Here is a 26,218-nt window from a genome sequence, read left to right as displayed (position 1 = left end):
CAAGATGGAGTTCACACGCAGATGACACTTTTCTCCCGCTATGCCAGCCTGGTGCTGGCAAGCCTTTGCTGCTTGTTTGGCACCGCACAGGCGAAAGTTGAAACCCTGACAGATGTGCTGGGACGGGAAGTCCAGGTCGATCTCCCCGCCAAGCGGGTAGTGCTCGCATTTTACTTTGAAGACTACATGGCCGTCGGTGGCGAACAGGCCTTCGATCGGGTCGTCGGCATCTCCCGCGAGGCCTGGGAAGGCTGGCGTCCTGCCAACTGGTCCCTCTTTACCGCCCATCGCCCCTCTCTCAAGGAGATAGCCGACGTAGGCGAGGTAGAAGTGCAGACCTTCTCGGTGGAAAAAGTGCTCGCCCTCAAACCCGACGTCGTCGTCCTGGCCGACTGGCAATACAAAGGTCTTGGCCAGGACGTGGCCCGTCTCGAACAGGCCGGTCTGCCCGTGGTGGTCGTGGACTACAACATGGAACTCCCCGCCAATCACAAGGCCAGTACCTTGCTGCTCGGCAAGATTGCGGGCACCGAGCCTCGCGCTCGCCAGCTCGCAGACGAGTACCAGCATGCCATCGACGAAGTACATGGCCGGATCGCCGCAGCCAATCTGCCCAAGCCCCGTTTCTACGTGGAGTTTGGCAACAAGGGGCCTGACGAATATGGCTTCAGCTATGGCAAGGGCATGTGGGGTCCGCTCGGCCACCTGGCTGGCGGCAACAACATCGCCGCCCCCTTTGTGGAATGGTACGGCCCCATGAACCCCGAGCAGGTTCTGGTCTCCAAACCCGAGGTCATCTTCCTCACCGGCACTGAATCCACCCAGAACCCCACCGCCGTGCTGCTGGGCCAGGGTGTCAATCCCGCGCTCGCTCGGGCACGGCTCCAGGCCTTTACCGAGCGTAAAGGTTGGGCGAACCTGCCAGCGGTGAAGGAAAAGCGCATCTATGGGATTTACCAGGGCGCCTCCCGCACGCTGCTCGATTACACCATGGTCCAGTTCATGGCCAAGGCGCTCTATCCGAGCCTGTTCAAGGAGATGGATCCGCTTGCCAACTACCTCGACTTCTATCGGCGCTATCTGCCGGTCAAGGCAGACGGCACCTTCGCTATCGCTCTTTAACCTTCAACCTTCGTGGGCGCCTCTTGTGGCGCCCGTTTCAGGATTGTCACCATGAATGATTTGGCTGCCCTGCAGCAGACCCTCGCCCGGCAGCGGCAACGGGAGCGCCGTCGCTGGCACTGGCTCCTGCTGCTCGCCTTGGTCCTGTGCATTACCCTGGTGTTCGACATCGCCACCGGCCCCTCCCTGCTGGCCCTGCACGACGTGATCGATGCCCTGGTTTCCCCCGCCCAGGCCGATCCCATGACCCGCACCATCGTCCACGACATGCGCCTGCCCATCGCCCTCATGGCCCTGGTGGTCGGTGCCTCCCTCGGTCTTGGCGGCGTGCAGATGCAGACCCTGCTGGACAACCCCCTCGCCAGTCCCTATACCCTCGGGCTCGCGGCGGCGGCGGGCCTTGGCGCGGCGCTGGCCCTCTACACCGGCGGCCTCGGGCTTCCTCCCCTGGTGGCCATCCCGGCCGGTGCCTTCATTGTGTGCATGTTTGCCGCCTGCCTGCTGTTTGGTCTGGCCATGATGCGCCATGTCAGCAGCCAGACCCTGATCCTGGCGGGCATCGCCCTGCTGTTCCTGTTCCAGTCCCTGCTCTCCCTGCTGCAGTTCCTCTCCTCCCCCGAGCTCAACCAGCAGATCCTGTTCTGGCTGTTTGGCAGCCTGATGCGCACCACCTGGGACTCCCTGATCATCACCGCCGTCGTCACCCTGATCTGCACCCTGCTCATCTACCGGGATGCCTGGGCCCTCACCAGCCTGCGCCTCGGGGAAGCCCGCGCCCGCAGCCTCGGGGTCAACGTCGACAGACTGCGCATGAAGACCCTGGTGCTGGTCGCCCTGCTCACCGCCACCGCCACCAGCTTCGTCGGCGTGATCGGCTTTGTCGGCCTGGTGGCCCCCCATATCGCCCGCATGCTGGTGGGGGAAGATCAGCGCTTTTTGATCCCCCTCTCCGCCCTGTGCGGCGCCTGCATGCTCTCGGCGGCCTCGGTGCTCTCCAAGTCCATCATTCCGGGGGCCCTGTTCCCCATCGGCATCGTCACCGCGCTCATTGGCGTGCCCTTCTTCATCTGGTTGATCCTCGGCAGGGGGCGTAAACGTGCTTGAAATATCCCGACTCTCCCTCTCCCTCGGCCAGCAGACCTTGCTGCGGGATCTCAGCCTCACTCTGCATCCGGGTCAGGTCCATGTGATCATCGGCCCGAACGGGACCGGCAAGACCTCCTTGATGCGCACCCTCTTTGGTGAACTGACCCCGGACAGTGGCGACATTCGTCTCGGGGACCAGAGTGCCCGCCAGATGATGCAGGCCAGGTGGCGCCAGCAGTTTGGCTACATGCCCCAGAACATCCAGCTGGAGCTGGATCTCAGCGTCATCGAAGTGGTGGTGCTGGGGCGCCTCGACAGCCTCTCCATGCGCCTCGCGGACGAGGACATCCTGGCTGCCGGCCGCGCCCTGCAGGCGCTCGGGATCGCCCATCTGGCGGATCGCCCCCTCTACTCCCTGAGCGGCGGCCAGCGGCAGATGGTGCTCTTCGCCCAGGTGCTGCTGCGCGACCCCCGCATCATGATGCTGGACGAGCCGGTCAGCGCCCTGGACCTGCACCACCAGATGCAACTGATGGAGCACCTGTGCCAGCAGACCCGGGAACAGCAGTGGATCACCCTGGTGGTGCTGCACGATCTCAACCTGGCCGCCCAGTTTGCCGATCAGCTGATCGTGCTGGCAGGGGGAGATCTGCAGGCCTTCGGCCCCCCCGCCCGGGTGCTCGACGCGGCCCTCATCGAGCGCCTCTACCAGGTACCGGTGGAGATAGGCCACGATCAGCACGGCATCCCCTTCCTCAGAACCCTGCGAAAGACACCATGACACAGTGCTGCGCCACCCCGGCGACCACCGCCCCACGCGCTGGCGGGAGGCGACCATGAACAGCGCCTCCTACTGGCGGGACTGGCAGGGCATGAGCCCGGCCGCCCGCCTGCTCATCACCAATGGGCTCGCCTTCAACCTCGGCTTCTACATGATGATGCCCTTCCTCGCCCAGCACATGGGCAGCGGGCTGGGCCTGGCCGGCTGGGCCTGCGGCCTCGTCATGGGGATGCGGGTCTTCAGCCAGCAGGGGCTCTTCCTGTTGGGCGGTACCCTTGGAGATCGCATCGGCTACCATCCCGCCATCGTCTGGGGCTGCCTGGTACGATCTTTAGGCTTCGTGCTGCTGGGCTGGGCCGAGTCCATGCCCATCCTGCTGCTAGCCGCCGCCCTCACCGGCTTTGCGGGGGCCCTGTTTACCCCCTGCGCCCAGGCCTACCTTGCCAGCGAATGCCACAACCCGAGCCAGCGTCAGCGCGCCTTCGCCCTGCACAATCTGGCCAGCGAGGCGGGCATGCTGCTCGGCCCCCTGGTCGGCCTCACCTTGACCCAGCAAAGCTATACCCTGACGGGGATCCTGGCGGCGAGCCTCTTCGCCCTGCTCGGAGTGCTGCAATACCGGGTGCTGCCCAAACGCCCGGTGAGCAACCAGAGCCCCCGTGGCGCCATCTTGCGCCAATGGGGGGAGATAGTGCGCCAGCGCCCCTTCATGGGGTTCACCCTGCTGGCAGGCAGCTACCAGATCCTGTTCCACCAGCTCTACCTCGCCCTCCCCGCCCATATCCAGAGCCTGCCGGACGCCACCCACCTGCTCGGCGGCGTCTTCACCCTCTCGGCGGTGATCGGTGTCGTGCTCCAGCTCCCGGCCTCCCGCCTGGTGGAGCGCCGCCTGGGGGTACCGCTCGCCATGGGGCTGGGGATAGGCATGATGGGCTTGAGCTATCTCGCCCTGCCCCTGCTGGCACCCTGGCCGACGGCAGGCGTGTTGACGCAGGTGGCCCTGCTTTCCCTGGGCTCCATCCTCTGCTTCCCGCTCTTCGCCGCCCAACTGCCCCGCTACGCCCCCCCTGAGCAGCTCGGCAGCTACTACGGCTTCTATGCCAGCGCCGGGGGCTGCATGGCGCTCTTTGGCAACCTGCTGATCGGCTTTATGCTGGGGGATGCGGGCAGTCGCCCCGCCACCGCCATCTGGTGGCTGCTGGCCCTCGCCGGCCTGCTGGCGGGGTTTGGTCTCTATACCCAACTGCGCAAGGATGGCCAGGTGCAACCTGCTCCCCATCAATAAACAGGGCGGCCAAGGCCGCCCTTTTTTATTCCCTTTCTCCCCCTTCCACTCTCTGCCTTATCCGGCTAAACGGCTTCAAGACCTTGTCAGATACGCGAGCAAGCTCGGCTGTACTCGATGAGAAAAACAACATCGGACATGCACGATAGCAATAAAAAGGACGCCATCGGGCGTCCTTGAAGAGGAAGACAGTGCCGGGTCAACTCCCCAGATGCAGCGCCAACCACACCGCAAGGGGGATCACCACCACAGAGAGCGCATTGCCGCCGAGCACTATGCTGGCCACCTTGTCGGGCTGGCACTGGTACTGCTCGCACAGCATGTAGTTGAGCACCGCCGGGGGCAGCGCCACCGACAGCATCAGGAGTGGTATCCAGTCAGGTTCGAGGGGCAGCAGCCAGACGGCGAGCCCCAGGGAGATGGCTCCCGCCAGCAGGTAGAGCAGGTTGCACTTGATGGCCAGCCCCAGATGATCCAGCTCCCCTTCCATCAGCCGGATGCCTAAGGCAAACAGCATCAGGGGCACCGCTATCTGACCGAGCAGGGCGGCGCTGGTCACCAGGTATTCCGGCAGCGGGATATGCAGGTTGGCCACCAGCAGCCCGGCGAAGGCGGCCCAGAGCACGGGGCTTCTCAGCCAGAGCCAGCGGGAGCTGCTGGCGGAGAGGATGAACATGCCCACCGAGAAGTGGAGCAGGTTGGAGAGCACAAAGAGGATGACGATGGCGCCGAGCTGCTGCTCGCCAAAGGCGAGCACCATCAGCGGAATGCCGAGGTTGCCGGTGTTGCGAAACATGGCGGGCAAGATCAGCGCGGCTCGCTCTATCTCCTTGAGTTTGAGCAGGGAGAGCAGCAAGCCGGGCAGCAGGATGACCAGGGCACCGGCCCCCACAAGGGGCAGGTGCGCCGCGAGATCCAGGGGGTATTTCACCAGGGCCGAGAAGACCAGCGCCGGGGTAAAGAGCTCGATATTGGCCCGGTTGACATAACCCAGGGCCCCGCCCGGCCGCAGCCGTCCATAGAGGGCGCCAAGGCCCACCACCGCAAACACGGGAATGACGATATTGAGCAGGGCGCTGAACATGGGTATCCCGTTTACAGTTCGCGGGCCGGGCGTCCCATCAGCACCACGGGGTCCAGCGTCACCTCCTGGCTGCCGTTGCTGACCCAGAGCTGGCCGTCGGAGATGGTACAGGTGAGCTGCATGGTGCGCTCCACCATGGCCGCCAGGGGCAAGGTCTGGCTGTCGGAGAGTTCGATGACGCTCAGGTTGTCGTGCAGACCGAGCTTGCCCTGGTTCTGCTTCCACCAGACGCTGGTGCCACGACCGCCATAGAGGTAGAGCACCACCTGGCGAGAGCGGTTGCATGCCTTCTTGAGACGGCGCTCGTCCGGCTGACCCAGCTCAATCCAGAGTTCAATCTCGTCGGAGTAGTTCTTGCACCAGAGCTCGGGCTCGTCGTCGGCTGAGAGCCCCTTGGTGAACTCCAGCCGCTCGGCGGCATGCCAGGCGAAGGCCGCGAGGCGGATCATCATGCGCTCGTCGGTCTCGGAGGGGTGACGGGCCAGGGTGAGGGAGAAGTCCTGATAGAGATTGCGATCCATGTCAGACAAGCTGATCTGGGCCTTGAAGATGGTTGCCTTGAGCGCCATAGAAGTCGTGAATACCTGATAAAAGAGAAGGGGGCGGACATGCCGGGCGTCAGTGTAATCAAAATGGCCGCCGGGTTCGACCGTCTTGCGCTCCCTTTACCCCATCAGGGGCGGGCAAGTGCTTCAGAAGACACAAAAAACAAATGCCAGTCGTGAGACTGGCATTTGGCGGCATGAACGAGAGTGACTCACTTCTCGGCGGACTTGACCCCGAAGGCATTGAGCAGCAGGCAGCAGGTCACTGCCACTGCCACGAACCCGCTCAGGAAGATAAAGGGCATGGCCCCATACCCCAATACAGTCCAGATGGTGTGTTCAAGCAGACTCATAGTGTGTCCTTCATCCAGTGAAATGGGTGTCCCTTTCGTGACGGGGTCGCCCCCGTTCCTGATGAGACTATTTGACCTCAACCCGCGCCTGAGTCCTATGCCACCAAAGTAATAAATGGGGCACCTGTTTGCGCCAGATCAAGGTTTTACCCCTCTCCGCCCCTTTTTCTTCGCGCCCCCGCCCCAAACCGGGAAGGTACGCCCAACAAAAAGCGAGGCGACCTTGGGGTCGCCTCGCTCGATGCATGCCGTCGAGAGCCATCAGTAGAAGGTCTGCTGCTCCGCCGCCATCGCTTTCAGCCGCGCACAGGGGGCGAAGCGGTCGCCAAAGCGCTTCTGATGGTGCTCAAGGCGCCCCACCAGATAGTCGATGCCGAGGCTGTCCATGTAGCGGAACGGACCGCCCAGGAAGGGAGGGAAGCCGATGCCGAAAATGGCGCCGATGTCGCCGTCCCGGGCCGAGGTCACCACGCCGCCATCCAGGGCCATGGCTGCTTCGTTGAGCATCAGCAGCACGCAGCGCTCGGCGATCTCCTGCCTGGCCAGCTTGGCCTGGGGCTTGACGCCCAGCACGTCGTAGACGCTCGCGTCCACCGTCTTCTTGCCCTCCTTGCCGGTGAGCTTGTTGCGCGGGGCCGCCTTGCCATAGAGATAGAAGCCCTTGCCGTTCTTGCGCCCCTTGCGATCGTCTTCCAGCAGCTTGTCAAAGGCCTTGGGCGCCTGGAACTGCTCGCCACCCAGCTCTTTTTCGAGGATGGGGGAGATCTTGGCCCCCACGTCGATCCCCACCTCGTCCAGCAGGGTGATGGGGCCGACCGGGAAACCGAAGTCGAGCAGAGCGCCGTCCAGTACCTCCACCGGCTCCCCTTCCAGCACCAGGCGCGCCGCCTCGTTCATGTAGGGGGCCAGGATGCGGTTGACGTAGAAACCGGCCTCGTCTTTGACCACGATCGGGGTCTTGCCCTGGGCCCGGGCGAAGGCCAGGGTGGTGGCCACCGTCTCGGCGCTGGTGCCGGCGTGGGGGATGACTTCCGCGAGCGGCATCTTGTCCACCGGGCTGAAGTAGTGCAGCCCCACCACCCGCTCCGGATGCGTCGCCGCCGAGGCGATCTGGTGGATGGGCAGGGAGGAGGTGTTGGAGGCAAACACGGTGTGCTCGCCGCACTCGCGCTCCACGTCCTGCACCATCTGGTGCTTGAGGTTGATGTCCTCGAACACCGCTTCCACCACCATGTCCACCCGGTGGAAACCGGAATAGTCCAGGGTGCCGGTGAGCAGGCTCATCTGTTTCTCCAGCTCACTGCGCAGCAGTTGGCGACGCTTGAGCTTCCTCGCGAGGAGGTCGTAGCTGTAACGCATGGCATTGCCGATGCCGGCGCTCGCCACATCCTTGATCCGCACCGGTACCCCCGCCTTGGTGGCGGTGACGAAGGCGATGCCGCCCCCCATCAGGCCGCCCCCCAGCACGGCGGCATGACCCACCTTGCGCGGCTCGGCCCCCTGATAGCTCACCTCTTTCTTCATCTCAGTGGTGGCGAAGAAGAGGGAGCGCAGAGCGGCGGATTCCGGCGTCATCACCAGCTCGCCGAAGTGGCGGGCCTCGGCCAGCAGGCCGGCCTGCATCCCCTCCTCCACGCCGATGCGCACCACCTCGATGATGCGCTCCGGCGCCGGGTAGTTGCCCCGGGTCTTGGCCTTGACCCCCTTGCGGGCCTGATCGAACAGCACCTTGCGACCAAATTTGTTGGTCTCCAGCACCTTGCCCTGCAGATCCCGTTTCAGGTGGTGGCGCGGCTTGCCCTTCTTGGCAAGCTTGATGGCGGCCTCCAGCAAAATGGACGGGGGCACCATGTCATCCACCAGCCCGAGCTTCCTGGCCTGTTTGGCCCGCACCTGCTTGCCGGTCAGCATCAGATCCAGTGCCTTGGCCACCCCGATGAGGCGCGGCAGGCGCTGGGTACCGCCGGAGCCCGGCAGCAGGCCGAGCTGCACTTCCGGCAGGCCCAGCACGGTTTTACCGTGATCGGTCACCACCCGGCCATGACAGGCGAGCGCCAGCTCCAGCCCGCCGCCGAGGCAGGGGCCGTGAATGGCGGCGATCACCGGGATCCCCAGGGCTTCGATCTCGGCGAACACGTCCTGTCCGGCCCGGGACAGCGCTTCGGCATCCTGGGCGCTGGTGCAGGCCGCCAGCATGGCGATGTCGGCCCCGGCGACGAAGGAGTCCTTCTTGCCGGAGACGATCACCAGACCGATCAGATCCCCGTTCCCCTTCACCTCGGCCAGCAGAGTGCGGATCTCGTCCACAAAGGAGGCCTTCAGGGTGTTCATGCTCTCACCGGGCACATCCATGGTGAGGATGCCGATGCCGTCTTTGCGAATATCCAGAGAAAAAGTCTTGGCACTCATCATTCCACCTCCAGCACCATGGCCACACCCAGCCCACCCGCCGCACAGGCGGTGTTGAGCCCCAATCCCCCACCCCGGCGCCGCAGTTCATGCAGGGTCTGGGTGATCATGCGCGCCCCGGTGGCGGCAAAGGGGTGACCAAAGGCCAGCGAGCCGCCGAGCACGTTGAACTTCTCCATGTCCACCTCGCCGATGGCCTGATCCCGGCCCAGCTTGTCACGGGAAAATTCGGCGCTTGCAAACATCTTGAGGTTGGCCAGCGTCTGGGCGGCGAAGGCTTCGTGCATGTCGATGAGGGTCAGATCCCCAAGGGTGATGCCGGCACGGTCCAGCGCCAGCGGCGTGGCATAGGAGGGGCCCATCAGCATGTCCTGCCAGACATCGATGGCGGAAAACGCGAAGCTGCGGATGTAACCCAGCGGCTCCAGACCCAGCTCGCGGGCCCGCCCTTCACGCATCATCAGCACGGCGGCGGCGCCGTCGGTGAGCGGAGTGGCGTTGGCGGCGGTCACCGAACCGTGGGCCCGGTCAAAGACCGGTTTGAGCTTGGCGTAACTCGCCAGATCGGAGCTTTCGCGGATGTTGTTGTCCCGCTCCAGCGGCGACTTGTAGGGGGGCACGTGGGCGGTGAACACCTCGCCACTCAATTTGCCCTGGGCCCAGGCTTCGGCCGCCAGGGTGTGGGAGCGGTGGGCCAGCGCATCTTGCGCCTCGCGGCTGATCTGGTGGGTCTTGGCCATCTGCTCGGCGGTCTGCCCCATGGAGAGACCGGTGGAGTACTCGGCCACGGCCGGGGGCACCGGCAGCAGGTCCTTCAGGCGCAGACGGCGCAGAATATTGAAACGCTGCTGGAGGTTGCGCGCCTTGTTGAGATCCACCAGGGCGCGGGCCAGAGACTTGCTGACCCCGATGGGCAGCACGGAAGAGGAGTCGGCACCGCCGGCAATGGCGATGTCCACCGTGCCGGCCATGATGGATTCGGTGACGTTGGCCACCGCCTGGAAACTGGTGGCGCAGGCGCGCGACACGCTATAGGCATCGGTGCTGACGCTCATGCCAGTGCCAAGCACGATCTCCCGGGCGATGTTTGGCGCTTCCGGCATCTGCACCACCTGGCCGAACACCAGCTGGTCGATGAGCTTGGGGTCGAGATCGGTGCGGGCGAGCATCTCGCTCACCACCAGTTTGCCCAGATCCACCGCAGGCACGCCGTGAAAAGCGGTGGCCTGCTTGGCAAAGGGGGTGCGCAGACCCGCCACGACGGCTATCCGTTCGCCCTGGCGAGTCGTCAGTTTCAATGGCTGTTTCATCCTGGCTCCTTGGGTTAAAAAGGCAGAGGTCTGACCTCATTGCGCCACATCTTAACAATCCAATCACAACTTTCATACGGCTGATTGAAACTAAATTGTCCCCATCTTGCCACCCTCCCTCGCCCTTGTGAGCCAACTGGGGTATAAAAAGATCAACTTCCATAAAAACAACGGGTTTATCGCATGGCAGCGGCCGAGTTCAGAGCACTTGGAGACTATCTGGGCAGCCAGATCCTGGGACAGGGCCCCCTCATCGAGGGGCTGCTGATCGCCCTGTTATGTGAAGGACATGTGCTGATCGAGGGGGCCCCCGGTCTTGCCAAGACCCGGGCGGTCAAGGCGTTGGCCGGTGCCGTGGAGGGGCGCTTTGCCCGTATCCAGTTCACCCCGGATCTGCTCCCTGCCGATCTCACCGGCAGCGAGGTCTTCCATCCCCAGGATGCAAGTTTCGTGTTTCAACCCGGCCCCCTGTTCAATCACCTGGTGCTGGCGGACGAGATCAACCGGGCGCCGGCCAAGGTGCAGTCCGCTCTGCTGGAGGCCATGGCCGAGCACCAGATCACCGTGGGCAAGAAGAGCTGGCGCCTGCCCTCCCTCTTCATGGTCGCCGCCACCCAGAACCCCATCGAGCAGGAAGGGACCTATCCCCTGCCGGAGGCCCAGCTCGATCGCTTCTTGCTCAAACTGCTGGTGGATTACCCCAGCCCCGCCATGGAGCTGGCCATCCTCCAGCTCAACGCCCGCGGCGACGCCCTGCCGACGCCGCCGGTCACCCTCAGTCAGTCCGACCTGATGGAAGCCCGCACCGCCGTTCAAGGGGTACAGATGCAGGGGCGCCTCGAGCACTATCTGGTGCAACTGGTGTGCGCCACCCGCCCCGGCAGCAGCCTGTGCCCCGAGTTGGAACCCCTCATTGCGGTGGGTGCCAGCCCCAGGGCCAGCATCGGCCTCGCAAGAGCCGCACGGGCCCGGGCCTGGCTCGCCGGGCGCGACTTCGTGCTGCCCGAAGACATCCAGCAACTGGCGCCAGCCGTGCTGCGCCACCGCCTCATCCCGAGTTATCAGGCGCTGGCGGACAACCTCGACAGCGAGGCGCTCATCACCCTGCTGCTGGATGCCATTCCATGCCCCTGAGCCGACCCCCGCAAGCAGCCCTATCGCCATGACCCCCGTCGCCGAGCCCCGGGATCACCCCGACATCGCCCTCACCCTCGAGCGGCTGCTGGCGGTGCGCCTCTGGACCCGCCAGGGCGAGCGTGCCCGCATTCATCAGGCGGCCCATGGGCGTATCGGGCGCCAGCCCGGGCTCCATTTCAGGGAGCTTCGCCTCTATCAGGCCGGTGACGAGGTGCGTCACATCGACTGGCGGGTCACCGCCCGCCTCGGTCGCCCCCACACCCGCCTCTACGGGGAAGAGCAGGATCAGGCCCACTGGTTGCTGCTGGATCTCTCACCCGCCATGTACTTTGGCTCCCGCGCCCAGCTCAAGGCCCGCCTTGGCTGCGAGCTGGCCGCAGCCCTGTTCTGGCAGGGGGAGAAACAGGCCAATACCTTGATCTGCCAGGGCGCAGTCCCCCACACAGAGCACCAGCGCGGCTCTCTCATGCCTCTGCTGGAAGCGCTCTGCCGCCATTACGAGGCAGGGCTGGATCGCGCCCCCCCACCCTGGACGCTGGCACAGACCCTGGCACGACTCACCCTGCCCCACGGGGCCAGATTGACCCTGATAAGCCATCACCAGGCACCGGACCAGGCACTCTGCCAGCAGTTGCAACGCCTTCGCCTGCGCCACGATATCCACTACTGGCAGATCCGCGATCCCCTGGAAGCCGCTCTGCCCGAGCAGGGGCAGCTGGCAGTGCAGGCAGGCAGACACAGCGGTTGGCTCGCGGGAGAAGACCCCCGCTTTCGCGCCCGCTACCAGAGGGCAGCCGACGAACAGGCCGAGGCCTGTCGCCAGCAGTTGCTGCCCCTGGTGACGCGCCTCTATCGCCTCGACAACGGCGCCACCCTGCAACGCCAGTGGCAGGAGGGCGGATGCCGTCTGTTTTGAGGGGGGAGCAGGGCGTGCCCGCACCGGATGCATATCGCCAGCCCTCGTCCAGTGAGGCCTTGCAAGCCATCCGTGCCGAGCTGCGCGACATCCACCAAGGCCCCGCTCTCGAGCCTGCACAGGATCCTCGCCTGATGGCCCTCGGGGGACTGCTGATCGCGGCGATCGCCGCTTGCCTGATCGCCATGACGGCCCTCACCCTGTGGCGCCAGCGCCACTGGGCGCTCCGGATAGACTGGCAGGCAGACGATCTCGTCCCCAGGCTGCAGGATGCCCTGCGAGAAGCGGCCATGGCCCGCTGGCCCGAGGCGGCCCCCCTGCAAGGGGAGGACTGGCTCGCCTGGCTGGACAGCAAGGGGGGGAGCGATTTTTCCCGGTTTGCCGCCCAGTGGCCGCTCTGGCTCTATGGGGGCAGAGTGCCCGATGAGGCGCAGCGCAAAAGATTGCGTCTCGCCTATCTCGCCTGGGGGCGACGCTGCGTCAGCGCGCCGCGATTCCCGGCAAGCAAGCGAGGGGCCCCTTCCCCGGAGGGTACGCGATGATCCTCGCCTGGCCCTGGTTTTCCCTCGCCCTCGCCCTGCCGCTGCTGGTGCGCTTCGGCCTGCCTCCCATGAAGGGGCGCAAGGGAAGAAACCGGCTCGTTCATGGAGGTTTTCCCCTGCTCCAGCCCCAGGCGGGGCAGCCCTTGTGGCGCATGATGATCTGCTGGTGCGCCCTGGTACTGGCTCTGTGCCGCCCCCAGTGGCAGGAGCCCCCGATCATTCACTACCAGAGCAGCCGGGACCTCATCCTGGCGGTGGATCTCTCCGACAGCATGCGCACCCAGGACATGCTGGATGACGGAGAGCAAACGGACAGGCTTGCCGCGGTGCGCCAGCAGATAAGCAACCTTGTCGCCTCCCGCCCGGGGGATCGCATCGCCCTGGTCGTCTTTGCCGATCACGCCTATCTGCTCTCCCCCCTCACCCAGGAGACCGGGGCCCTGCTCACCCTGGCCAGGGAGCTCGATTTCGATCTGGTGGGGCGCACCACGGCCCTGGGGGAAGCCATCCTGCTGGCACGCCAGCACGCCGACCCCACCCGCCCCACCGCCCTGCTGCTGGTGACGGACGGGCGCAATACCTCGGGCAATGCGGATCCCCTGACCGAGGCCCGGCTCGCCGCCAAAGCCGGCATCCGTCTCTATACCCTGGGGGTGGGCGCCGACCCCGACACCTTCGCCGGGCCCGCAGGGGACGCCGATCCCAGTGCCGAACTGGATGAAGCCCTGTTGCAGCAGTTGGCGACGCTGGGAGGAGGCCGCTATTTTCGCGCCCGCAACCGGGGCGATCTCGCCGCCATCAACCAGGCCATCGACACCCTGGAGCCCCTCGCCCGGCCCCAGACCCTCTCCCGGCCCCACCAGGAGCTCTACCCCTGGCCACTGGCCCTGGCCTGGCTGCTGCTCTGCTGGCCAGCCCGCTGGCACATCCCCCTGTCACACAGGCCATCCCATGAGTAGGCAGGCCATGATGGTGGCACCATGGAGCTGATCTTGCTGCGCCCCCTCTGGTTGCTGGCCCTGCTCCCCTGGCTGTGGCAGGGGTGGCGCCGCCGCCGCGATCCCGGCTTGCTCTCCCCGGCCATGCAGGCCTATCTGCTGCCGAGCCGCCATCGGGCCATCCCCTGGCGCTGGCTTGCCTGTCTGCCGGTGATCCTCGCGCTCTCGGGCCCCGCCCTGCGCCAGCAGAGTCTCCCCATGCCGAGCCCGGCCCTCGATATCTGGCTGATGGATCTCTCCGACTCCATGCTGGCACAGGATCTGGCGCCGGACCGGGCAACCCGGGTAAGGCTGGGATTGCAGGAGATGCTGGCCGACATAGCGCGGCAGGACGCGGCCCATCCCATCGCCCTCATCCTGTTTGCCGGGGATGCCTACCTCGCCATGCCTCCCACCCGGGATCATCAGGCCATCGCCCTGCTGCTGCCGGACCTGCGCCCGGCCATCATGCCTGTCCAGGGCAGCGCCCCCGAGCGCGCCGTGGCCCTGGCCCTCACCCTGATCCCGCCGGGCCAGTCCGCCCGTCTGCTGCTCGTGACCGACGACCTCTCCGGGACAGCGCGCGATCGCATCGCCGCCCTCTGGCCCTGCCTCAACGACCTGTTCTGCAAGGCAGGCTCGGCCCCGCGGCTCGACATCTTGCTGGCCAGCGGGGGCAAGGAGACCCGGCTGCCCGGCGTGGCTGCCGAGCGCTGGCAGCTCGGCAGCCCGATCGGCCACACCTTGCCGGCGCCCGACGAGGAGGCCATGGCCGCCCTTGCCGCCAGTACCGGAGGCAGGCTGGCCTGGCTTGATTCCGGCCTGCCCCGCTTTGCCCCCCTGCCCATGGGCCAGGCCCTGACGCAGGGGCAATCCCGGGATCTCGGCCCCTGGCTGCTCATCCCCTTGCTCCCCCTGGCGCTGCTGGCGCGGATCGGCGCCCACTGGCTGCTGGTGATCCTCGTCATTGGCTTCGCGCCCCCTTCCCTGCAGGCGGCCTCCCGACAAGATGAAGCAGGCTGGCAGGCTTATCGCCAGGGACACTATCGGGAAGCGGCCAACGCCTTCCAGGATCCGGTCTGGCAAGGCAACGCCTGGTATAGATCCGGGGATTACGCCAGGGCCGTCGCCGCCTATGGCAGGGCAAACAGCGCCACCGCCCACTACAACAGGGGCAATGCCCTGGTCTGGCTCGGGGATCTTGCCGCCGCGGAGCAGGCCTATCTGAGCGCCCTTCGCCTTGAACCTGGGCACAGGGATGCCTTGCACAACCTGGCCCTGCTGCGGGCCAACCCGCCGCAGACAACGCCCTCGGCAAATGCCCCGGAGCAGGTTGACACTCCCGACCCCGCCCGCGCCTCAGAGGCTCCCCGCCCCCCGGCGCCCCCCGTGCTGCTGCTGGAGCAGCGCCTTCGCAAGGAGGCCCTGCGCCGCCCCCTGCTCAAGGTGGAGGAGCCCTGGTGATCCTCGTGCTGCGCTTGCTCTCCCCCCGGATCGGCTGCTGGCTGCTGCTCGCCCTGTGTGCCATGCGGGTGCAGGCCGCCCCTGTCGAGGCCGAGCTGTTGCCGGGGGCGAGCGAGCGCGACTGGCTGCTCGTCATCGAGGCCGACGGGCTGCACCGCGATGAGGATCTCAACCTGCAACCGCTGCTGCGCCAGTTTGCGGTCGGGCGGGTCAGCATCCAGCGGGTCAGTGCCCAGAGCCGCAGCCTGACCCGCTGGCAGATCCCCCTGCACCTGCTCGATACCAGCCCGCGCCAGGTGCCCTCCCTGCCCCTTGGCGCCGATCTCACCCCCTCCCTGGCGGTGCCGACACGTTCCCTGGACGGCACCCTGATGCCGACACAAGATCCGGTATTCTCTCCGGTCGAGCTGCAGGCCCGGGTGCTCCATGAGGGGAATCTCTACCCCGGCCAGCCCTTCATCTATGAGCTGACCCTCTGGCTGCCTGCCAACCTGGAGGCCCCCAACCTCGGCGAGCCCATCACCCCGGCCTTTACCATTCGCCGCCTTGGCGAGGACCGCTGGGACTCTCCCACCAGCCCCGGCCTGCCCGGGCGTCTCACGCGAAAATGGCTGCTGCAGGCCAAAGGACCCGGGCTCCATCCCGTCGAATCCCCCCGCTTTCAGGGGCGGTTGCCGCCCCAGGACCAGGCCGGTGCGACCGCGCCGGGCAACGCGGGGGATCTGCTGTCCGCCAGGGCGGCGACCCTATTCATCAAGGTGGACAAGGCCCCCCTGGAGCCGGTGGCGAGCAGCCTGGTGTTGCGCCAGCAGTTCAGCCCGGCGCAGGCCAGGGTGGGTGAGCCGGTGATCCGCACCCTCACCCTGGTGATGGAAGGGGGGGATGGCAACCGCCTGCCCCCCTTGCCGGCCCCGCCCCTGCCCGCCGGCCTCTCCATGAAGCCGGACGGCGAGCAGCAACAGGAGCGATTCGTGGCCGAGGGGGCGCTACGCTTCGAGCGCCAGTGGCGCCAGGCCCTGACCGCCGACGAGGCGGGGCGCTATGTGCTGCCCCCCCAGACCCTGCGCTGGTTCAACACCCAGAGCGGTCGCATCGAGGAGGCGCGCCTGCCCGCACATCCTCTGGTGTTCACGGCAAGGGAGAGCGCCACTCCCGCCTCCCCCACACCGGGGACCCAGTATCTCTATTGGGTGCTCCTGGCCATCCTGCTGCGGGCATTCATGCGCCGCTGGCCGCGCTGGCGCGCCTTCTATCGCCTGCAACGGGCCCTCGCCACGGGCTCTCCTGACGAGGCCAGGGAAACCCTGCTGACCTGGGCCGTCCTGCGCTGGGACACCCCCTGTCTGCATCTGGCCAGGCTGCCCTGTCACCGCGACCCCGCCATGGGGGCGCTGCTGGACGACCTGGATCGGGCCTGTTTTTCCCCCAAGCGAGTCCCTGGCGAACACCTGCCCAGACAGGCGCTCGCCAGGGAGTTGTGCACCTGGGAGAGCTTTGCGATAGCCTATGGTCTTCGAATACTGGCGTGGATGCGTGCATGATGCGCCCCTCATGAAACAGGACACCCCTTTATGGCGTTAGGTTTTTTCAGAAGAAAAAGGGCCGACACGGGAAAGGATCCCTGCGCTTCTCCGGTCTATGGGGAGATGGCAGATAAACAAACCAAGTACGAAGCCCTGGTGCACGCCCTGCACGGGGACATCTACCGCTACGCCTACTGGCTGTGCCGGGATCCGCAAATCGCCGAGGATCTGGTGCAGGAGACTTTCCTGCGCGCCTGGAAGGCGATAGATACCCTGCTGGACGACAAGGCTGCCAAGGCGTGGCTCATCACCATATTGCGGCGGGAGAATGCCCGCCGCTTTGAGCGAAAGCAGTTCGATCTCGTCGACCTCGACGAGCACCCCCTGCGGGATCAGGGTGTCCTGCCAAGCGAGCAGGAGATGGAGCACGAATGGCTCAGGCGCCACATCGCCCGCCTGCCTGCCGAGTATCAGGAGCCGCTGCTGCTGCAGGTACTGGGGGGATTCAGCGGGGAAGAGATCGCCGAGCAACTCGGCCTGAACAAGAACACCGTCATGACAAGGCTGTTTCGCGCCCGCAACCAGATAAAAGAGGCCATGGAGTCTGCGAAACAACAGAGAGGACACACCAATGGATGAGCTTGAATTTCGCCGCCGGGCCATCACTCACCCCTCGGACAGGGATCCCGCCTTCCTGAAAGCCGCCGAGGCATCACCGGCCAATCGCAAGCATCTGGACGAGATGCAGCAGCTCGAGCGCCAGGTGCGCAGCACTCTGGAAGTGGACGTACCGGCCGGTCTTGCGGAGCGGATCCTGCTCAGGCAGGCGATGGCAGCCGAAGAGGAGCAGGTGGTCCCGCTGCCCGTCACTCCTGCACGCACGCAATGGCGCGCTCTGGCCATCGCGGCCTCGGTCGCCTTCCTGCTCGGCATGAGCACCCGCTGGATCAGCTGGCCTGTGGCACCGGACACCCTGTCGCTGGCTCAAGTCGCCATGTCCCACGTTTATGGGGAAGAGCCCTTCATTCATGCGGTGGATGAGCGGGTCAGCCTGCACACCATCAACGCGAAAATGGAGAAATATGGCGCCACCCTGAGCGAGATGCCGGGCATGAAGGTAACCTATGTCAACCACTGCGCCTTCTACCAGGGACCGGCCCTGCACATGGTGCTGCAGGGCAAGATGGGACCGGTCACCCTGTTCCTCGTCCCCAAGCACCTGCCATTGACGATCCAGTCCGATTTTGCAGACGGGACCCTCAAGGGGGAGATACTGCCGCTCAAGGGGGCCAACATGGTGCTCATCGGAGACATGCAGGAGCCCCTCGCCCCGGTTGCCCGCCAGCTTGAGTCACGCCTGCACTGGTCCATTTAACAGACCTTGACCCAGGCTGACTCGTCCTCCGCCTCAGCCACATCACAGGCAGACATCCTCATTGTCTGCCTGTTCATCCCCACATCCCCGCATGTTCCCGCCCATTGCCCGCGCGAAGTCACATTTCTACCATTTATTTTAAATGACGCAAATGGCACCATTTGTGCTTTATTTATCCAATAATAGATAAATCAGCCTAATAAAACGGCAAGTTAAAACAAATGATTAACACAATGGAAACTTTTATGTATTCTGCTGTCACTGGTCTGATTTCTTACCTCCTACCAGATCCATAGAATCACGCCAGCAATGAATGGGAAGAAGCTGACATAACAACAGATCATGTCGTCAATAGCCGCCAAAGAGCCGCGATGTCGACAGAAAATCTGCTTACAAAGAGAGAACACTATGACAACTGCCTTTTTCAAGAAAAGCCTGATCGCTGCGGCCGTGACCCTGGCCAGCACCCAGACCTTCGCCGCTGCGTTCCAGCTGAACGAGCACTCTGCCTCCGGTCTGGGGCGCGCCTACGCAGGTGAAGCAGCCATCGCCGACAACGCGGCCGTGCTGTCCCGCAACCCGGCGGCCATGACCACCTTCGACAAGATGGCACTGTCTGTATCCGGCACCTATATCAAGCCCGACGTGGACGTGGCTGGCGACATCTATGCCGGCTCCACCAAGCTGGCTCCGTCCAGCGAGAGCGACATCGCCCCCGATGCCTTCGTGCCGGCCACCTACTTCATCCAGCCCCTGAACGATCAGTGGGCCTGGGGGATCGGCCTCTTCTCCAACTACGGCCTCTCCACCGAATATTCCAAGACCTTCGCGGCCGGTGCCGGCGCCGGTGACACCGAGCTGCTGACCTTCAACATCAACCCCAACATCGCCTATCGCATCAACTCCAGCTTCAGCGTCGGTGCCGGCATCAATGCCGTCTACGCCGCCGCCGAGCTGAACCGTTATGCCGGTGCGCTCTCCGCTGCCATTCCGGGTGCCAACTCCGATACCCGTCTGGCTCACCTGAAGGGCGACACCTGGGGCTTTGGCTGGAACGTCGGCACCCTGTACGAGATCAACGAAAACAACCGTCTCGCCCTGACCTACCGCTCCCAGGTGGACTTGAGCTTTGACGGCGACTTCCAGGGTGCCACCTCCGGCAACCGCGTCGTCGATGGCAACCTGAAGCTGGATCTGCCGGCCCAGGCCGAATTTGCAGGCTACCACCGCCTGAACCAGCAATTCGCTGTCCACTACTCCGTGAACTGGACCGACTGGAGCGCCTTCCAGGAGCTCAAGGCCACCAGCAGCAACTGCGCCGGCGGCGTGTGCCTGCAAAAAGACGAGAAGTTCAAGGACTCTGCTCGTTACGCCCTGGGCGGTACCTGGTACGTCAACCCGTCCTGGGAAGCCCGTATCGGCTTCGCCTACGACAACAGCCCCATCGAGCCGGAATACCGTAGCCTGAGCATTCCTGACTCCGACCGTATCTGGTACAGCGCCGGTGCCACCTACCACATCAATCCGGACATGAGCCTCGACTTCGGCATGGCCTATCTGGACGGCAAGGAAGTGGACGTGAACGAAGGCCTGCGCAACCACAGCGATGCGCTGCGCTGGAAGGGCACCTCTCACGGCAACGCCCTGCTGGCTTCCGCCCAGTTCAACATGAAATTCTGATTTTCATGTCATCATCAAGAGCGCCCCAGGGCGCTCTTTTTTTATCCAACTTCGCCATCTGAGCGCACAGCTGTAGTAAACAACTGTACTCTTTTCTTTTTTTATCAAGCTGTTATGGGTATTCCTTTCAGCATTTAATCCCGTTTTGCACCACGTTCCCCTCTCCCCGTTGCCTTGCTGGTCATACCATATAAAATCCCGGCCCCAACCGAATAACAGAATGAACACCCAGTTCATCCCGAGGAAAGACCATGCATCCGACGTTCAAACCCTCCCTCATTGCCCTCTTGCTGCTGTCGAGCCAGGTGCAGGCTGCCGGCTTCCAGCTCGCGGAGCAATCCGCCACCGGCATGGGGCGTGCCTTCGCGGGTGAAGCCGCCATCGCCGACAATGCCAGCGTGCTCTCCCGCAACGCCGCCGCCATGACCCGATTCGATACCCTGGCCTTCTCCGGCGGCGTCATCCACGTGCACCCCGACGTCAACATCGAGGGCACCACCCGGGTGCCTACCACCCAGGGGCCGGTCAGTCTGGATGCCGGAGCCCACGACATTGCGGGTGACGCCTGGGTACCCAACGCCTATCTCATCGTGCCCCTCAACGAGCAATGGCGCCTCGGGCTTGCCGCCACCTCCTATTACGGACTCGGGGTCAAGATGCCGGACAACTACAACGCCGGTCACTTCGGCAACGTCTCCGACATCAAGACCGTGGATCTGGGGGCCTCCCTTGCCTATCGCATCAACCGCGTCTGGTCCGTCGGGGCCGGTCTCTCCGCCATTCAGGGGGAAGGGGAAGTGGGCGGCACTTTCCCCTCCAACAACCAGATAGCCAAGCACCTGAAAGGGGATGGCTGGGCCATGGGCTGGAACCTGGGCACCCTGCTTGAGTTGTCGCAGGCAACCCGCGTCGGTCTCTCCTATCGCCACGACGTGACCCTGACCCTCTCCGGTGACGCCATCGGCATCGATCAAAGGGGCCAGCCCTTCACCGATACCGGCAGCCTGGATCTGCCTCTGCCCGCCACCGCCGAGCTGGCTCTGTTCCATCAACTCACCCCGGCCCTGGCGCTGCATTCGAGCATCAACTGGACCAACTGGAGCAAGTTCGTGCAGCTCGAATCCGAGCTCGACCACCACGGCACCATGCACATCAAGGAGGAGCACTGGGAAGACAGTTGGCGCTATGCCCTGGGGATGACCTACCAGCTGGCCCCCCAGTGGCAACTGCGCTCCGGTATCGCCTACGACCGCAGCCCGGTCCCGGCGGATCGCCGCACCATCTCCATCCCCGACTCGGATCGGGTCTGGTACAGCGCTGGCGTGGGCTACCAGATTGACCGCCACCTCTCGCTGGATCTGGGGCTGACCCTGATCGACGGCAAGAAGGTGGACGTGAGCGAAACCATGCAGCTCAGGCCCGGCATCCCGCAGACCACCTCCACTTTCAATGGCACCTCGGAAGGGGATGCCTGGCTCGCCGGCCTGCAGCTCAACTACCTGTTCTGACACCCCGGGTTTCCTGACAAATAGTATGCCAGTTGTTGACCTTCCCGACCGGTCGGCACTGGCATAGTGATCCGCTTCACCATAGAATCAAGCCTGTAACCATGGTGGAGAGATGCATGTATTCCTATGTAGCAAGGCAGCCCATTCTGGATCGGGAGTTGAACACCCAAGCCTATGAGCTGCTGTTTCGCGACAGCCTGGACAATGTATTTCCCTCCGTCTCCGCACAGCAGGCCACTTCCAGGCTGGTTGCCGAGCAGTTCTTGCAGCAGAACATCGATCAGCTCATCGGAGATCACCCCTGCTACATCAATTTCCCCCACTCCCTGTTGCTGGACGGATTGGCCGAGTGCCTACCACGGGACAAGGTGGTGATCGAGATCCTGGAGGATGCCGAGCCCGACGATGCGCTGCTGGAAAAAGTGATCCAGCTCTATGGGCTGGGCTATCGGTTGGCGCTGGATGACTTCACCATGGTCTCAGACTGGGACAGGTTCCTCCCCTACATCCATATCATCAAGTTCGACCTGCGCAGCACGCCGCAACCCTGCATCGAGCACTTCATGGCGAATCATCGCCACCTGCCCCTCACCTATCTGGCCGAGAAAGTCGAGGATCAGGCCGAGTTCGAGCGGATGAAGCAGCTCGGCGTCACCCTGTTCCAGGGATTTTTCTTCAGCCGCCCCCAGATGGTGCAACAGCCCACCATACCGCCGGCCCAGCTGGTGGTGATGCAGCTGCTCGAGGTGGTCAATCAGACCGAACCGGATCTGGACAAGATTGAGCAACTGCTCAACCAGGATCTCACCCTCTCCCTCAAGCTGCTGCGCTACATCAACCACCTCAAGCGTTTCCCCCAGCCCATCGCCTCGTTTCGCCAGGCCGCAAGTTCCCTGGGGCACGCCCAGCTCAAGCGCTTCGTCGCCCTGATCGCCGCCACCAGTGCGGGAAGTGAAAAGAGCGCCGAACTCCACCAAATGTCACTCATCAGAGCCCGGTTCTGCGAACTGCTGGCCCAGACCCATGCGCCCGCAGAGCAGGCACAGCAAGCCTTTGTCACCGGCCTCTTCTCCCTGCTGGACGTGCTCATGGGCGAACCGCTGGATCAGCTGCTCGGCTCCATTCCCCTGACCGACGACATTCGTGCCGCCCTGCTCACCCGCAAGGGCAAGCTCGGGTTCTACCTGGCGTTCTGTGAAGATTTCGAGAAAGCCGACTGGCAGCGGGTCGCCGCCAACACCGTCCGGCTCGGCCTCAACGAAGAGAAGGTCAGCCACCTCTATCTGAGCGCCACCGCCTGGGTCAACCAGCAGCTTCAGGCCATGGAAGAGCAACCGGTCCACTCCCACCAGAAATGACAACGTCCCTCTTGAAGGGACGTTGTCATTTCATCAAGCCGCAGCAATCTCACCCACGCATTCAGCCTGCCTCGATGGCGATGGCCGTTGCCTCCCCTCCCCCGATGCACAGGCTCGCCACCCCTCGTCTGAGCCCGCGGGCACGCAGGGCATGGATCAGGGTCACCAGGATGCGGGCGCCACTGGCGCCAAGAGGGTGCCCCAGCGCACAGGCCCCGCCGTTCACGTTCAACTTGTGATGGGGAATGCCGCACCCTGCCATGGCCAGCATGCTCACCATGGCGAATGCCTCGTTCACCTCGAACAGGTCCACCTCCTCCACCGACCAGCCCACCCGGGCCAGCAACTTGTCAATGGCGCCGACGGGGGCACTGGTAAACTCCGCCGGCAGTGCGGCGTGACTCTGGTAACCCACTACCCTGGCCAGCACCGGCAATCCGAGCCGGGCAGCGGTCTCGCCCCGCATCAGCACCAGGGCAGCCGCCCCGTCCGAGATGGAGCTTGCATTGGCCGCCGTGATGGTGCCGTGCTTGCTGAAGGCCGGCTTGAGGCCGGGGATCTTGTCGGGCCTGGCTTTGCCCGGTTGCTCATCCTCGGCCAGCAGCAGGGTGTGGTCAGCGGTCATGACGGGAGCCAGTTCCGCGGCAAAGGCACCGCTGCGCTGCGCCGTCAGCGCCCGCTCCAGGGAGGCGATGGCAAAGGCATCCATGTCGGCCCGGGTCAGTCCGCTGCGATCGGCGCTCAACTGGGCGTAATGACCCATCAGATGGCCTTCGTAGGCATCCTGCAAGCCGTCCAGGAACATGTGATCGAGCACGCTCTGGTGCCCCATGCGAAAACCGCTGCGCGCCTTATCCAGCAGATAGGGGGCGCGGCTCATGCTCTCCATGCCCCCCGCCACCACGACCTCGGCCTCCCCCAGGCGCAGGCTGTCCACCGCCAGCATCACCGCCTTCATGCCGGAGCCGCACACCTTGTTGATGGTGGTACAGGGCACGCTGTCCGGCAGCCCCCCCTTGAGCGCCGCCTGGCGGGCTGGCGCCTGGCCGACCCCTGCGCTCAGCACGTTACCCATATAGACCTCATTGACCTGCTCCCCCGTCATCCCGGCCTGCGCCAGCGCGGCGCGGATGGCGCAGGCGCCAAGCTCGGGGGCACCGAGCGCGCTCAGGACCCCCTGGAAGGCCCCCATGGGGGTACGTTTGGCCGCCACAATCACGATATCCATCGATAGCACTCTCCTTGTTACATCGGGATAACATATGCCGCGACCGCGACAGGAACAAGACTTGCGGGGAAGTTGACGTTTGGGTAAGGTGCCAGCCTGCATTGACAACCAGATGGCAGCCAAGACAGCCCCATGACCAAATCCAGGGACGACACCCGCACCTTCAGCATCAGCGAACTGGCTCGCGAGTTCGATGTGACCACCCGCAGCATCCGCTTCTACGAGGATCAGGGCCTGCTCAACCCGACCCGCCAGGGACAACACAGGATCTACAGCCGTCAGGACAGGGTGCGGCTCAAGCTGACCCTGCGTGGCAAGCGTCTGGGCTTCAGCCTCGCAGAGATCCGGGAGCTGTTCGATCTCTACGATGCGGACAAGAGCAGCCGCTCCCAGTTGCAGACCATGCTGGGGCTGGTGGCCGACAAGCGGGAGACCCTGCAGCAGCAGCTGGAAGATATCCAGATGGTCCTGCTGGAGCTGGAGGCGGCCGAACAGCGCTGCCGCCAGGCCCTGGCACACCTCTCTCCCTGAGGCACGCAGATGGGCGAGGCGAGCGGGGAACACCGCCAGCAAATAGACACAAATGAAAGAGGGAGGCCTGAAGCCTCCCTCTTGTCATGCATGGTGGACGACCGATATCAGGCCTCCTTGCTCCAGCGGTTCGGATCGTAATCCGGGCTGTAGCGGTCGACGATGATGGCGCAGGCCGCATCGCCGGTGATGTTGAGCGCGGTGCGGATCATGTCGAACAGACGATCCAGCGCGAACAGCAGCGGCAGACCCTCGATGGGAATCCCGGCCGCCAGCAGCACGGCAACCACCAGGAAGCTCGGGCCCGGTACACCGGCCTGACCGATGGCACCCAGGGTGGAGGTGACGATGATCGCCGCCCAGGCACCCATGGAAAGATCGATGTTATAGACCTGGGCGAAGAAGATGGCGACCAGGCCGTAATAGATGGCATTGCCGCTCATGTTGATGGTGGCACCCAGCGGCAGCACGAAGGAAGCGGTGGCGTTGGTCACCTTCAGATCGCGCTCGCAGGTCTCCATGTTGACCGGCAGGGTCGCCATGGAAGAGGCGGTGGAGAAGGCCACGATCTGCGGCTTCTTCATCGCGGAGAAGTACTTGCGTACCGGCGTGTTGGAGAAGAACGCGATCAGCAGCGGATAGACCACGAAGCCGAAGATGAGGATGGCGGCGACATAGACGACGAACAGCTTGAGCACCAGAGTCAGCACGTCGAAGCCGTAGGTGCCGATGGCGTCGGCCATCAGGCCGAAGACGCCGATGGGGGCGATCAGCATCACCTTGTTGATCATCCAGACGAAAGCGTCCACCAGGGTGTTGAGCCCGTCCACCAGCGGCTTGGCGCGCTCGCGGGGCTGCTTGGCCAGGGCGATGCCGAGGAACATGCAGAACACCAGGATCTGCAGGATGTTGGCCTCGTTCAGGGCGCTGAACACGTTGGTCGGGATCATGCCAAGCAGGGTGGCCACCGCATCGGGCAGTGCACCCTTGTCGGCGTAGTCGCCGGAGAACATGGCCGCGGTGGCGCCAAAGTCAACGCCCACACCAGGTTTGAACACCTGACCCATCACCAGCGCCAGGAACACCGCCAGTGCGGAGGTGCCGAGGAAGAAGGCGAGCGTGGTGACGCCAATCTTGCCAGCAGCGGGGCTGGCCCCCAGGTTGGCGGCCCCGGACAGGATGGCCACCGCCACCAGCGGGATCACCAGCATCTTGATCAGCTGGATAAACAGGGTGCCGAGCGGCGCAAACACCGTGGCTTGCTCTCCCATGAGCGCCCCGACAAGCGCGCCCAGCACCATGGCCACCACTACCTGGAAGCCGATGTTTTTGATTAATCCTTTTGTTAACACAGAATGTTCCTTTATTTAGCAATTACTCACACTTTTACAGCGTAAATGACCACCCAGAGCGTCAAATCCTCTCCATTGCTCTGGCGGTGCGCTTTATCTCATATTTGCGCCCCGTTTTACATCAGAATCCGTTAACGAAATGCATTGATAACTTTATGAGAAAGTAAAGCCTCAAAAGAGACACGGCTGTTTTTGCTCCTTTTACCATGACAACATCCAAAACAGTGTGCTACGTTGGCTCTGCAAACGTGCATACAGGGAAGAAAAGATGCTGAAAGTTAACGAATATTTTGACGGAAATGTTAAATCCATCGGTTTCGAGCAAAAAGGCGAGAAAGCTACCGTTGGTGTGATGGAAGCGGGCGAGTACCTGTTCAATACCGCCGCCCCGGAGCGCATGACGGTGATCAAGGGCGCCCTCACCATCCAGCTGGCCGACGAAGATGAGTGGCACACCTACCAGCAGGGAGAATCCTTCGACGTGGCCGGTCACTCCTCCTTCAAGCTGGAAGTGAAGATCGCCTCCGCCTATCTGTGCGAGTTCCTCGACTGATGTATCACGGGCGCCATGGGATGCCGAGCGGTTCCCCCATGGCGCGTCTCTCCCGCGCCCATTTCCCTACCGCCATCACACCCCGCTATCTCCCCCCTT

General features: G+C 64.2%; 24 protein-coding genes. 17 read left to right on the top strand and 7 right to left on the bottom strand.

What is annotated here, in order from left to right:
- Nucleotides 1-21 precede the first annotated feature (21 nt).
- The 4 genes from AB5Y47_RS08870 to AB5Y47_RS08855 are packed head-to-tail and all read left to right on the top strand — an operon-like array spanning nt 22 to nt 4,274.
- Nucleotides 22-1,122: an ABC transporter substrate-binding protein gene (locus AB5Y47_RS08870; RefSeq protein ID WP_368220150.1), complete on the top strand. Its 1,101-nt coding sequence runs from the start codon at nt 22-24 to the stop codon at nt 1,120-1,122.
- 51 nt (nt 1,123-1,173) lie between these two features.
- Entirely contained in the window at nt 1,174-2,226 is a 1,053-nt protein-coding gene (locus AB5Y47_RS08865) for an iron ABC transporter permease (protein WP_323920681.1), read from the top strand.
- The gene (locus AB5Y47_RS08860) at nt 2,219-2,989 is read left to right on the top strand and encodes an ABC transporter ATP-binding protein (RefSeq protein ID WP_368220149.1); all 771 of its coding nucleotides are present in this window, start codon (nt 2,219-2,221) and stop codon (nt 2,987-2,989) included. Before AB5Y47_RS08865 ends, AB5Y47_RS08860 begins: the two co-directional genes overlap by 8 nt.
- A 55-nt stretch (nt 2,990-3,044) precedes the next feature.
- Complete coding sequence (locus tag AB5Y47_RS08855) at nt 3,045-4,274, top strand: MFS transporter (protein ID WP_368220148.1); 1,230 nt, start codon at nt 3,045-3,047, stop codon at nt 4,272-4,274.
- A gap of 199 nt (nt 4,275-4,473) precedes the next feature.
- Here AB5Y47_RS08855 and AB5Y47_RS08850 read toward each other — a convergent pair whose 3' ends face one another.
- From AB5Y47_RS08850 to fadI, 5 genes are all read right to left on the bottom strand, one after another.
- Complete coding sequence (locus AB5Y47_RS08850) at nt 4,474-5,358, bottom strand: AEC family transporter (protein ID WP_368220147.1); 885 nt, start codon at nt 5,356-5,358, stop codon at nt 4,474-4,476.
- A gap of 11 nt (nt 5,359-5,369) precedes the next feature.
- Nucleotides 5,370-5,927, bottom strand: coding sequence for a YaeQ family protein (locus tag AB5Y47_RS08845; protein ID WP_010674671.1), 558 nt, complete (start codon nt 5,925-5,927; stop codon nt 5,370-5,372).
- A gap of 188 nt (nt 5,928-6,115) precedes the next feature.
- A complete protein-coding gene (locus AB5Y47_RS08840) occupies nt 6,116-6,256 on the bottom strand; it encodes a TIGR02808 family protein (RefSeq protein ID WP_010674670.1) in 141 nt (46 codons plus the stop codon).
- 261 nt (nt 6,257-6,517) lie between these two features.
- A complete protein-coding gene (gene fadJ / locus AB5Y47_RS08835) occupies nt 6,518-8,665 on the bottom strand; it encodes a fatty acid oxidation complex subunit alpha FadJ (RefSeq protein WP_368220146.1) in 2,148 nt (715 codons plus the stop codon).
- Nucleotides 8,665-9,975 (bottom strand): acetyl-CoA C-acyltransferase FadI, encoded by a 1,311-nt coding sequence (fadI, locus tag AB5Y47_RS08830; protein WP_368220145.1) that lies wholly within the window; start codon nt 9,973-9,975, stop codon nt 8,665-8,667. Before fadI ends, fadJ begins: the two co-directional genes overlap by 1 nt.
- A 183-nt stretch (nt 9,976-10,158) precedes the next feature.
- Here fadI and AB5Y47_RS08825 point away from each other — a divergent pair, with 183 nt between their 5' ends.
- The 11 genes from AB5Y47_RS08825 to AB5Y47_RS08775 all read left to right on the top strand — a co-directional run bounded on the left by AB5Y47_RS08825 (nt 10,159) and on the right by AB5Y47_RS08775 (nt 22,455).
- The gene (locus tag AB5Y47_RS08825; protein ID WP_368220144.1) at nt 10,159-11,109 is read left to right on the top strand and encodes an AAA family ATPase; all 951 of its coding nucleotides are present in this window, start codon (nt 10,159-10,161) and stop codon (nt 11,107-11,109) included.
- A 28-nt stretch (nt 11,110-11,137) separates the two neighbouring features.
- A complete protein-coding gene (locus tag AB5Y47_RS08820; protein ID WP_368220143.1) occupies nt 11,138-12,028 on the top strand; it encodes a DUF58 domain-containing protein in 891 nt (296 codons plus the stop codon).
- Nucleotides 12,013-12,570, top strand: a complete 558-nt coding sequence (locus AB5Y47_RS08815; protein ID WP_225159456.1) for a DUF4381 family protein — start codon at nt 12,013-12,015, stop codon at nt 12,568-12,570. The genes AB5Y47_RS08820 and AB5Y47_RS08815 overlap by 16 nt, the downstream gene beginning before the upstream one ends.
- A complete protein-coding gene (locus tag AB5Y47_RS08810; protein WP_368220142.1) occupies nt 12,567-13,529 on the top strand; it encodes a VWA domain-containing protein in 963 nt (320 codons plus the stop codon). The genes AB5Y47_RS08815 and AB5Y47_RS08810 overlap by 4 nt, the downstream gene beginning before the upstream one ends.
- Nucleotides 13,530-13,550: 21 nt before the next feature.
- Nucleotides 13,551-15,011, top strand: a complete 1,461-nt coding sequence (locus AB5Y47_RS08805; protein ID WP_368220141.1) for a tetratricopeptide repeat protein — start codon at nt 13,551-13,553, stop codon at nt 15,009-15,011.
- 62 nt (nt 15,012-15,073) lie between these two features.
- Nucleotides 15,074-16,552 (top strand): hypothetical protein, encoded by a 1,479-nt coding sequence (locus AB5Y47_RS08800; RefSeq protein WP_263309098.1) that lies wholly within the window; start codon nt 15,074-15,076, stop codon nt 16,550-16,552.
- A gap of 30 nt (nt 16,553-16,582) precedes the next feature.
- A complete protein-coding gene (locus AB5Y47_RS08795; protein WP_080769901.1) occupies nt 16,583-17,173 on the top strand; it encodes a sigma-70 family RNA polymerase sigma factor in 591 nt (196 codons plus the stop codon).
- The gene (locus AB5Y47_RS08790) at nt 17,166-17,909 is read left to right on the top strand and encodes a DUF3379 domain-containing protein (protein WP_041215209.1); all 744 of its coding nucleotides are present in this window, start codon (nt 17,166-17,168) and stop codon (nt 17,907-17,909) included. Before AB5Y47_RS08795 ends, AB5Y47_RS08790 begins: the two co-directional genes overlap by 8 nt.
- Before the next feature lie 408 nt (nt 17,910-18,317).
- Complete coding sequence (locus AB5Y47_RS08785; protein ID WP_139737813.1) at nt 18,318-19,589, top strand: outer membrane protein transport protein; 1,272 nt, start codon at nt 18,318-18,320, stop codon at nt 19,587-19,589.
- Nucleotides 19,590-19,840: 251 nt separating this feature from the next.
- On the top strand, nt 19,841-21,097 hold the full coding sequence (locus AB5Y47_RS08780; protein WP_104455897.1) for an outer membrane protein transport protein: 1,257 nt from the start codon (nt 19,841-19,843) through the stop codon (nt 21,095-21,097).
- 116 nt (nt 21,098-21,213) lie between these two features.
- On the top strand, nt 21,214-22,455 hold the full coding sequence (locus AB5Y47_RS08775) for an EAL domain-containing protein (RefSeq protein WP_316286339.1): 1,242 nt from the start codon (nt 21,214-21,216) through the stop codon (nt 22,453-22,455).
- A 61-nt stretch (nt 22,456-22,516) separates the two neighbouring features.
- On the opposite strand, the gene AB5Y47_RS08770 is transcribed toward AB5Y47_RS08775, so the two are convergent.
- Nucleotides 22,517-23,683, bottom strand: coding sequence for an acetyl-CoA C-acyltransferase (locus tag AB5Y47_RS08770; RefSeq protein WP_368220140.1), 1,167 nt, complete (start codon nt 23,681-23,683; stop codon nt 22,517-22,519).
- 132 nt (nt 23,684-23,815) lie between these two features.
- On the opposite strand from AB5Y47_RS08770, the gene AB5Y47_RS08765 reads away from it, so the two are divergent.
- Nucleotides 23,816-24,214 (top strand): MerR family DNA-binding transcriptional regulator, encoded by a 399-nt coding sequence (locus tag AB5Y47_RS08765; protein ID WP_010674655.1) that lies wholly within the window; start codon nt 23,816-23,818, stop codon nt 24,212-24,214.
- A gap of 107 nt (nt 24,215-24,321) precedes the next feature.
- Here AB5Y47_RS08765 and AB5Y47_RS08760 read toward each other — a convergent pair whose 3' ends face one another.
- Complete coding sequence (locus AB5Y47_RS08760) at nt 24,322-25,566, bottom strand: dicarboxylate/amino acid:cation symporter (RefSeq protein WP_041215213.1); 1,245 nt, start codon at nt 25,564-25,566, stop codon at nt 24,322-24,324.
- A gap of 268 nt (nt 25,567-25,834) precedes the next feature.
- On the opposite strand from AB5Y47_RS08760, the gene AB5Y47_RS08755 reads away from it, so the two are divergent.
- The gene (locus AB5Y47_RS08755) at nt 25,835-26,119 is read left to right on the top strand and encodes a pyrimidine/purine nucleoside phosphorylase (RefSeq protein WP_010674653.1); all 285 of its coding nucleotides are present in this window, start codon (nt 25,835-25,837) and stop codon (nt 26,117-26,119) included.
- Nucleotides 26,120-26,218 lie beyond the last annotated feature (99 nt).

Source organism: Aeromonas sp. R7-2, assembly GCF_040908105.1.
In the GTDB taxonomy this organism is placed as follows: Bacteria; Pseudomonadota; Gammaproteobacteria; order Enterobacterales; family Aeromonadaceae; genus Aeromonas; species Aeromonas caviae.
The sequence above is the reverse complement of the archived record's forward strand: the minus strand, read 5'-3'. Positions and strand labels throughout refer to the sequence as shown.

Coding starts and splice junctions, on each gene's coding strand:
- AB5Y47_RS08870 (WP_368220150.1), top strand. CDS start 22: ATGACACTTTTCTCCCGCTATGCCAGCCTGGTGCTGGCAAGCCTTTGC.
- AB5Y47_RS08865 (WP_323920681.1), top strand. CDS start 1,174: ATGAATGATTTGGCTGCCCTGCAGCAGACCCTCGCCCGGCAGCGGCAA.
- AB5Y47_RS08855 (WP_368220148.1), top strand. CDS start 3,045: ATGAACAGCGCCTCCTACTGGCGGGACTGGCAGGGCATGAGCCCGGCC.
- AB5Y47_RS08850 (WP_368220147.1), bottom strand. CDS start 5,358: ATGTTCAGCGCCCTGCTCAATATCGTCATTCCCGTGTTTGCGGTGGTG.
- AB5Y47_RS08845 (WP_010674671.1), bottom strand. CDS start 5,927: ATGGCGCTCAAGGCAACCATCTTCAAGGCCCAGATCAGCTTGTCTGAC.
- AB5Y47_RS08840 (WP_010674670.1), bottom strand. CDS start 6,256: ATGAGTCTGCTTGAACACACCATCTGGACTGTATTGGGGTATGGGGCC.
- fadJ (WP_368220146.1), bottom strand. CDS start 8,665: ATGAGTGCCAAGACTTTTTCTCTGGATATTCGCAAAGACGGCATCGGC.
- fadI (WP_368220145.1), bottom strand. CDS start 9,975: ATGAAACAGCCATTGAAACTGACGACTCGCCAGGGCGAACGGATAGCC.
- AB5Y47_RS08825 (WP_368220144.1), top strand. CDS start 10,159: ATGGCAGCGGCCGAGTTCAGAGCACTTGGAGACTATCTGGGCAGCCAG.
- AB5Y47_RS08820 (WP_368220143.1), top strand. CDS start 11,138: ATGACCCCCGTCGCCGAGCCCCGGGATCACCCCGACATCGCCCTCACC.
- AB5Y47_RS08815 (WP_225159456.1), top strand. CDS start 12,013: ATGCCGTCTGTTTTGAGGGGGGAGCAGGGCGTGCCCGCACCGGATGCA.
- AB5Y47_RS08810 (WP_368220142.1), top strand. CDS start 12,567: ATGATCCTCGCCTGGCCCTGGTTTTCCCTCGCCCTCGCCCTGCCGCTG.
- AB5Y47_RS08805 (WP_368220141.1), top strand. CDS start 13,551: ATGGAGCTGATCTTGCTGCGCCCCCTCTGGTTGCTGGCCCTGCTCCCC.
- AB5Y47_RS08800 (WP_263309098.1), top strand. CDS start 15,074: ATGCGGGTGCAGGCCGCCCCTGTCGAGGCCGAGCTGTTGCCGGGGGCG.
- AB5Y47_RS08795 (WP_080769901.1), top strand. CDS start 16,583: ATGGCGTTAGGTTTTTTCAGAAGAAAAAGGGCCGACACGGGAAAGGAT.
- AB5Y47_RS08790 (WP_041215209.1), top strand. CDS start 17,166: ATGGATGAGCTTGAATTTCGCCGCCGGGCCATCACTCACCCCTCGGAC.
- AB5Y47_RS08785 (WP_139737813.1), top strand. CDS start 18,318: ATGACAACTGCCTTTTTCAAGAAAAGCCTGATCGCTGCGGCCGTGACC.
- AB5Y47_RS08780 (WP_104455897.1), top strand. CDS start 19,841: ATGCATCCGACGTTCAAACCCTCCCTCATTGCCCTCTTGCTGCTGTCG.
- AB5Y47_RS08775 (WP_316286339.1), top strand. CDS start 21,214: ATGTATTCCTATGTAGCAAGGCAGCCCATTCTGGATCGGGAGTTGAAC.
- AB5Y47_RS08770 (WP_368220140.1), bottom strand. CDS start 23,683: ATGGATATCGTGATTGTGGCGGCCAAACGTACCCCCATGGGGGCCTTC.
- AB5Y47_RS08765 (WP_010674655.1), top strand. CDS start 23,816: ATGACCAAATCCAGGGACGACACCCGCACCTTCAGCATCAGCGAACTG.
- AB5Y47_RS08755 (WP_010674653.1), top strand. CDS start 25,835: ATGCTGAAAGTTAACGAATATTTTGACGGAAATGTTAAATCCATCGGT.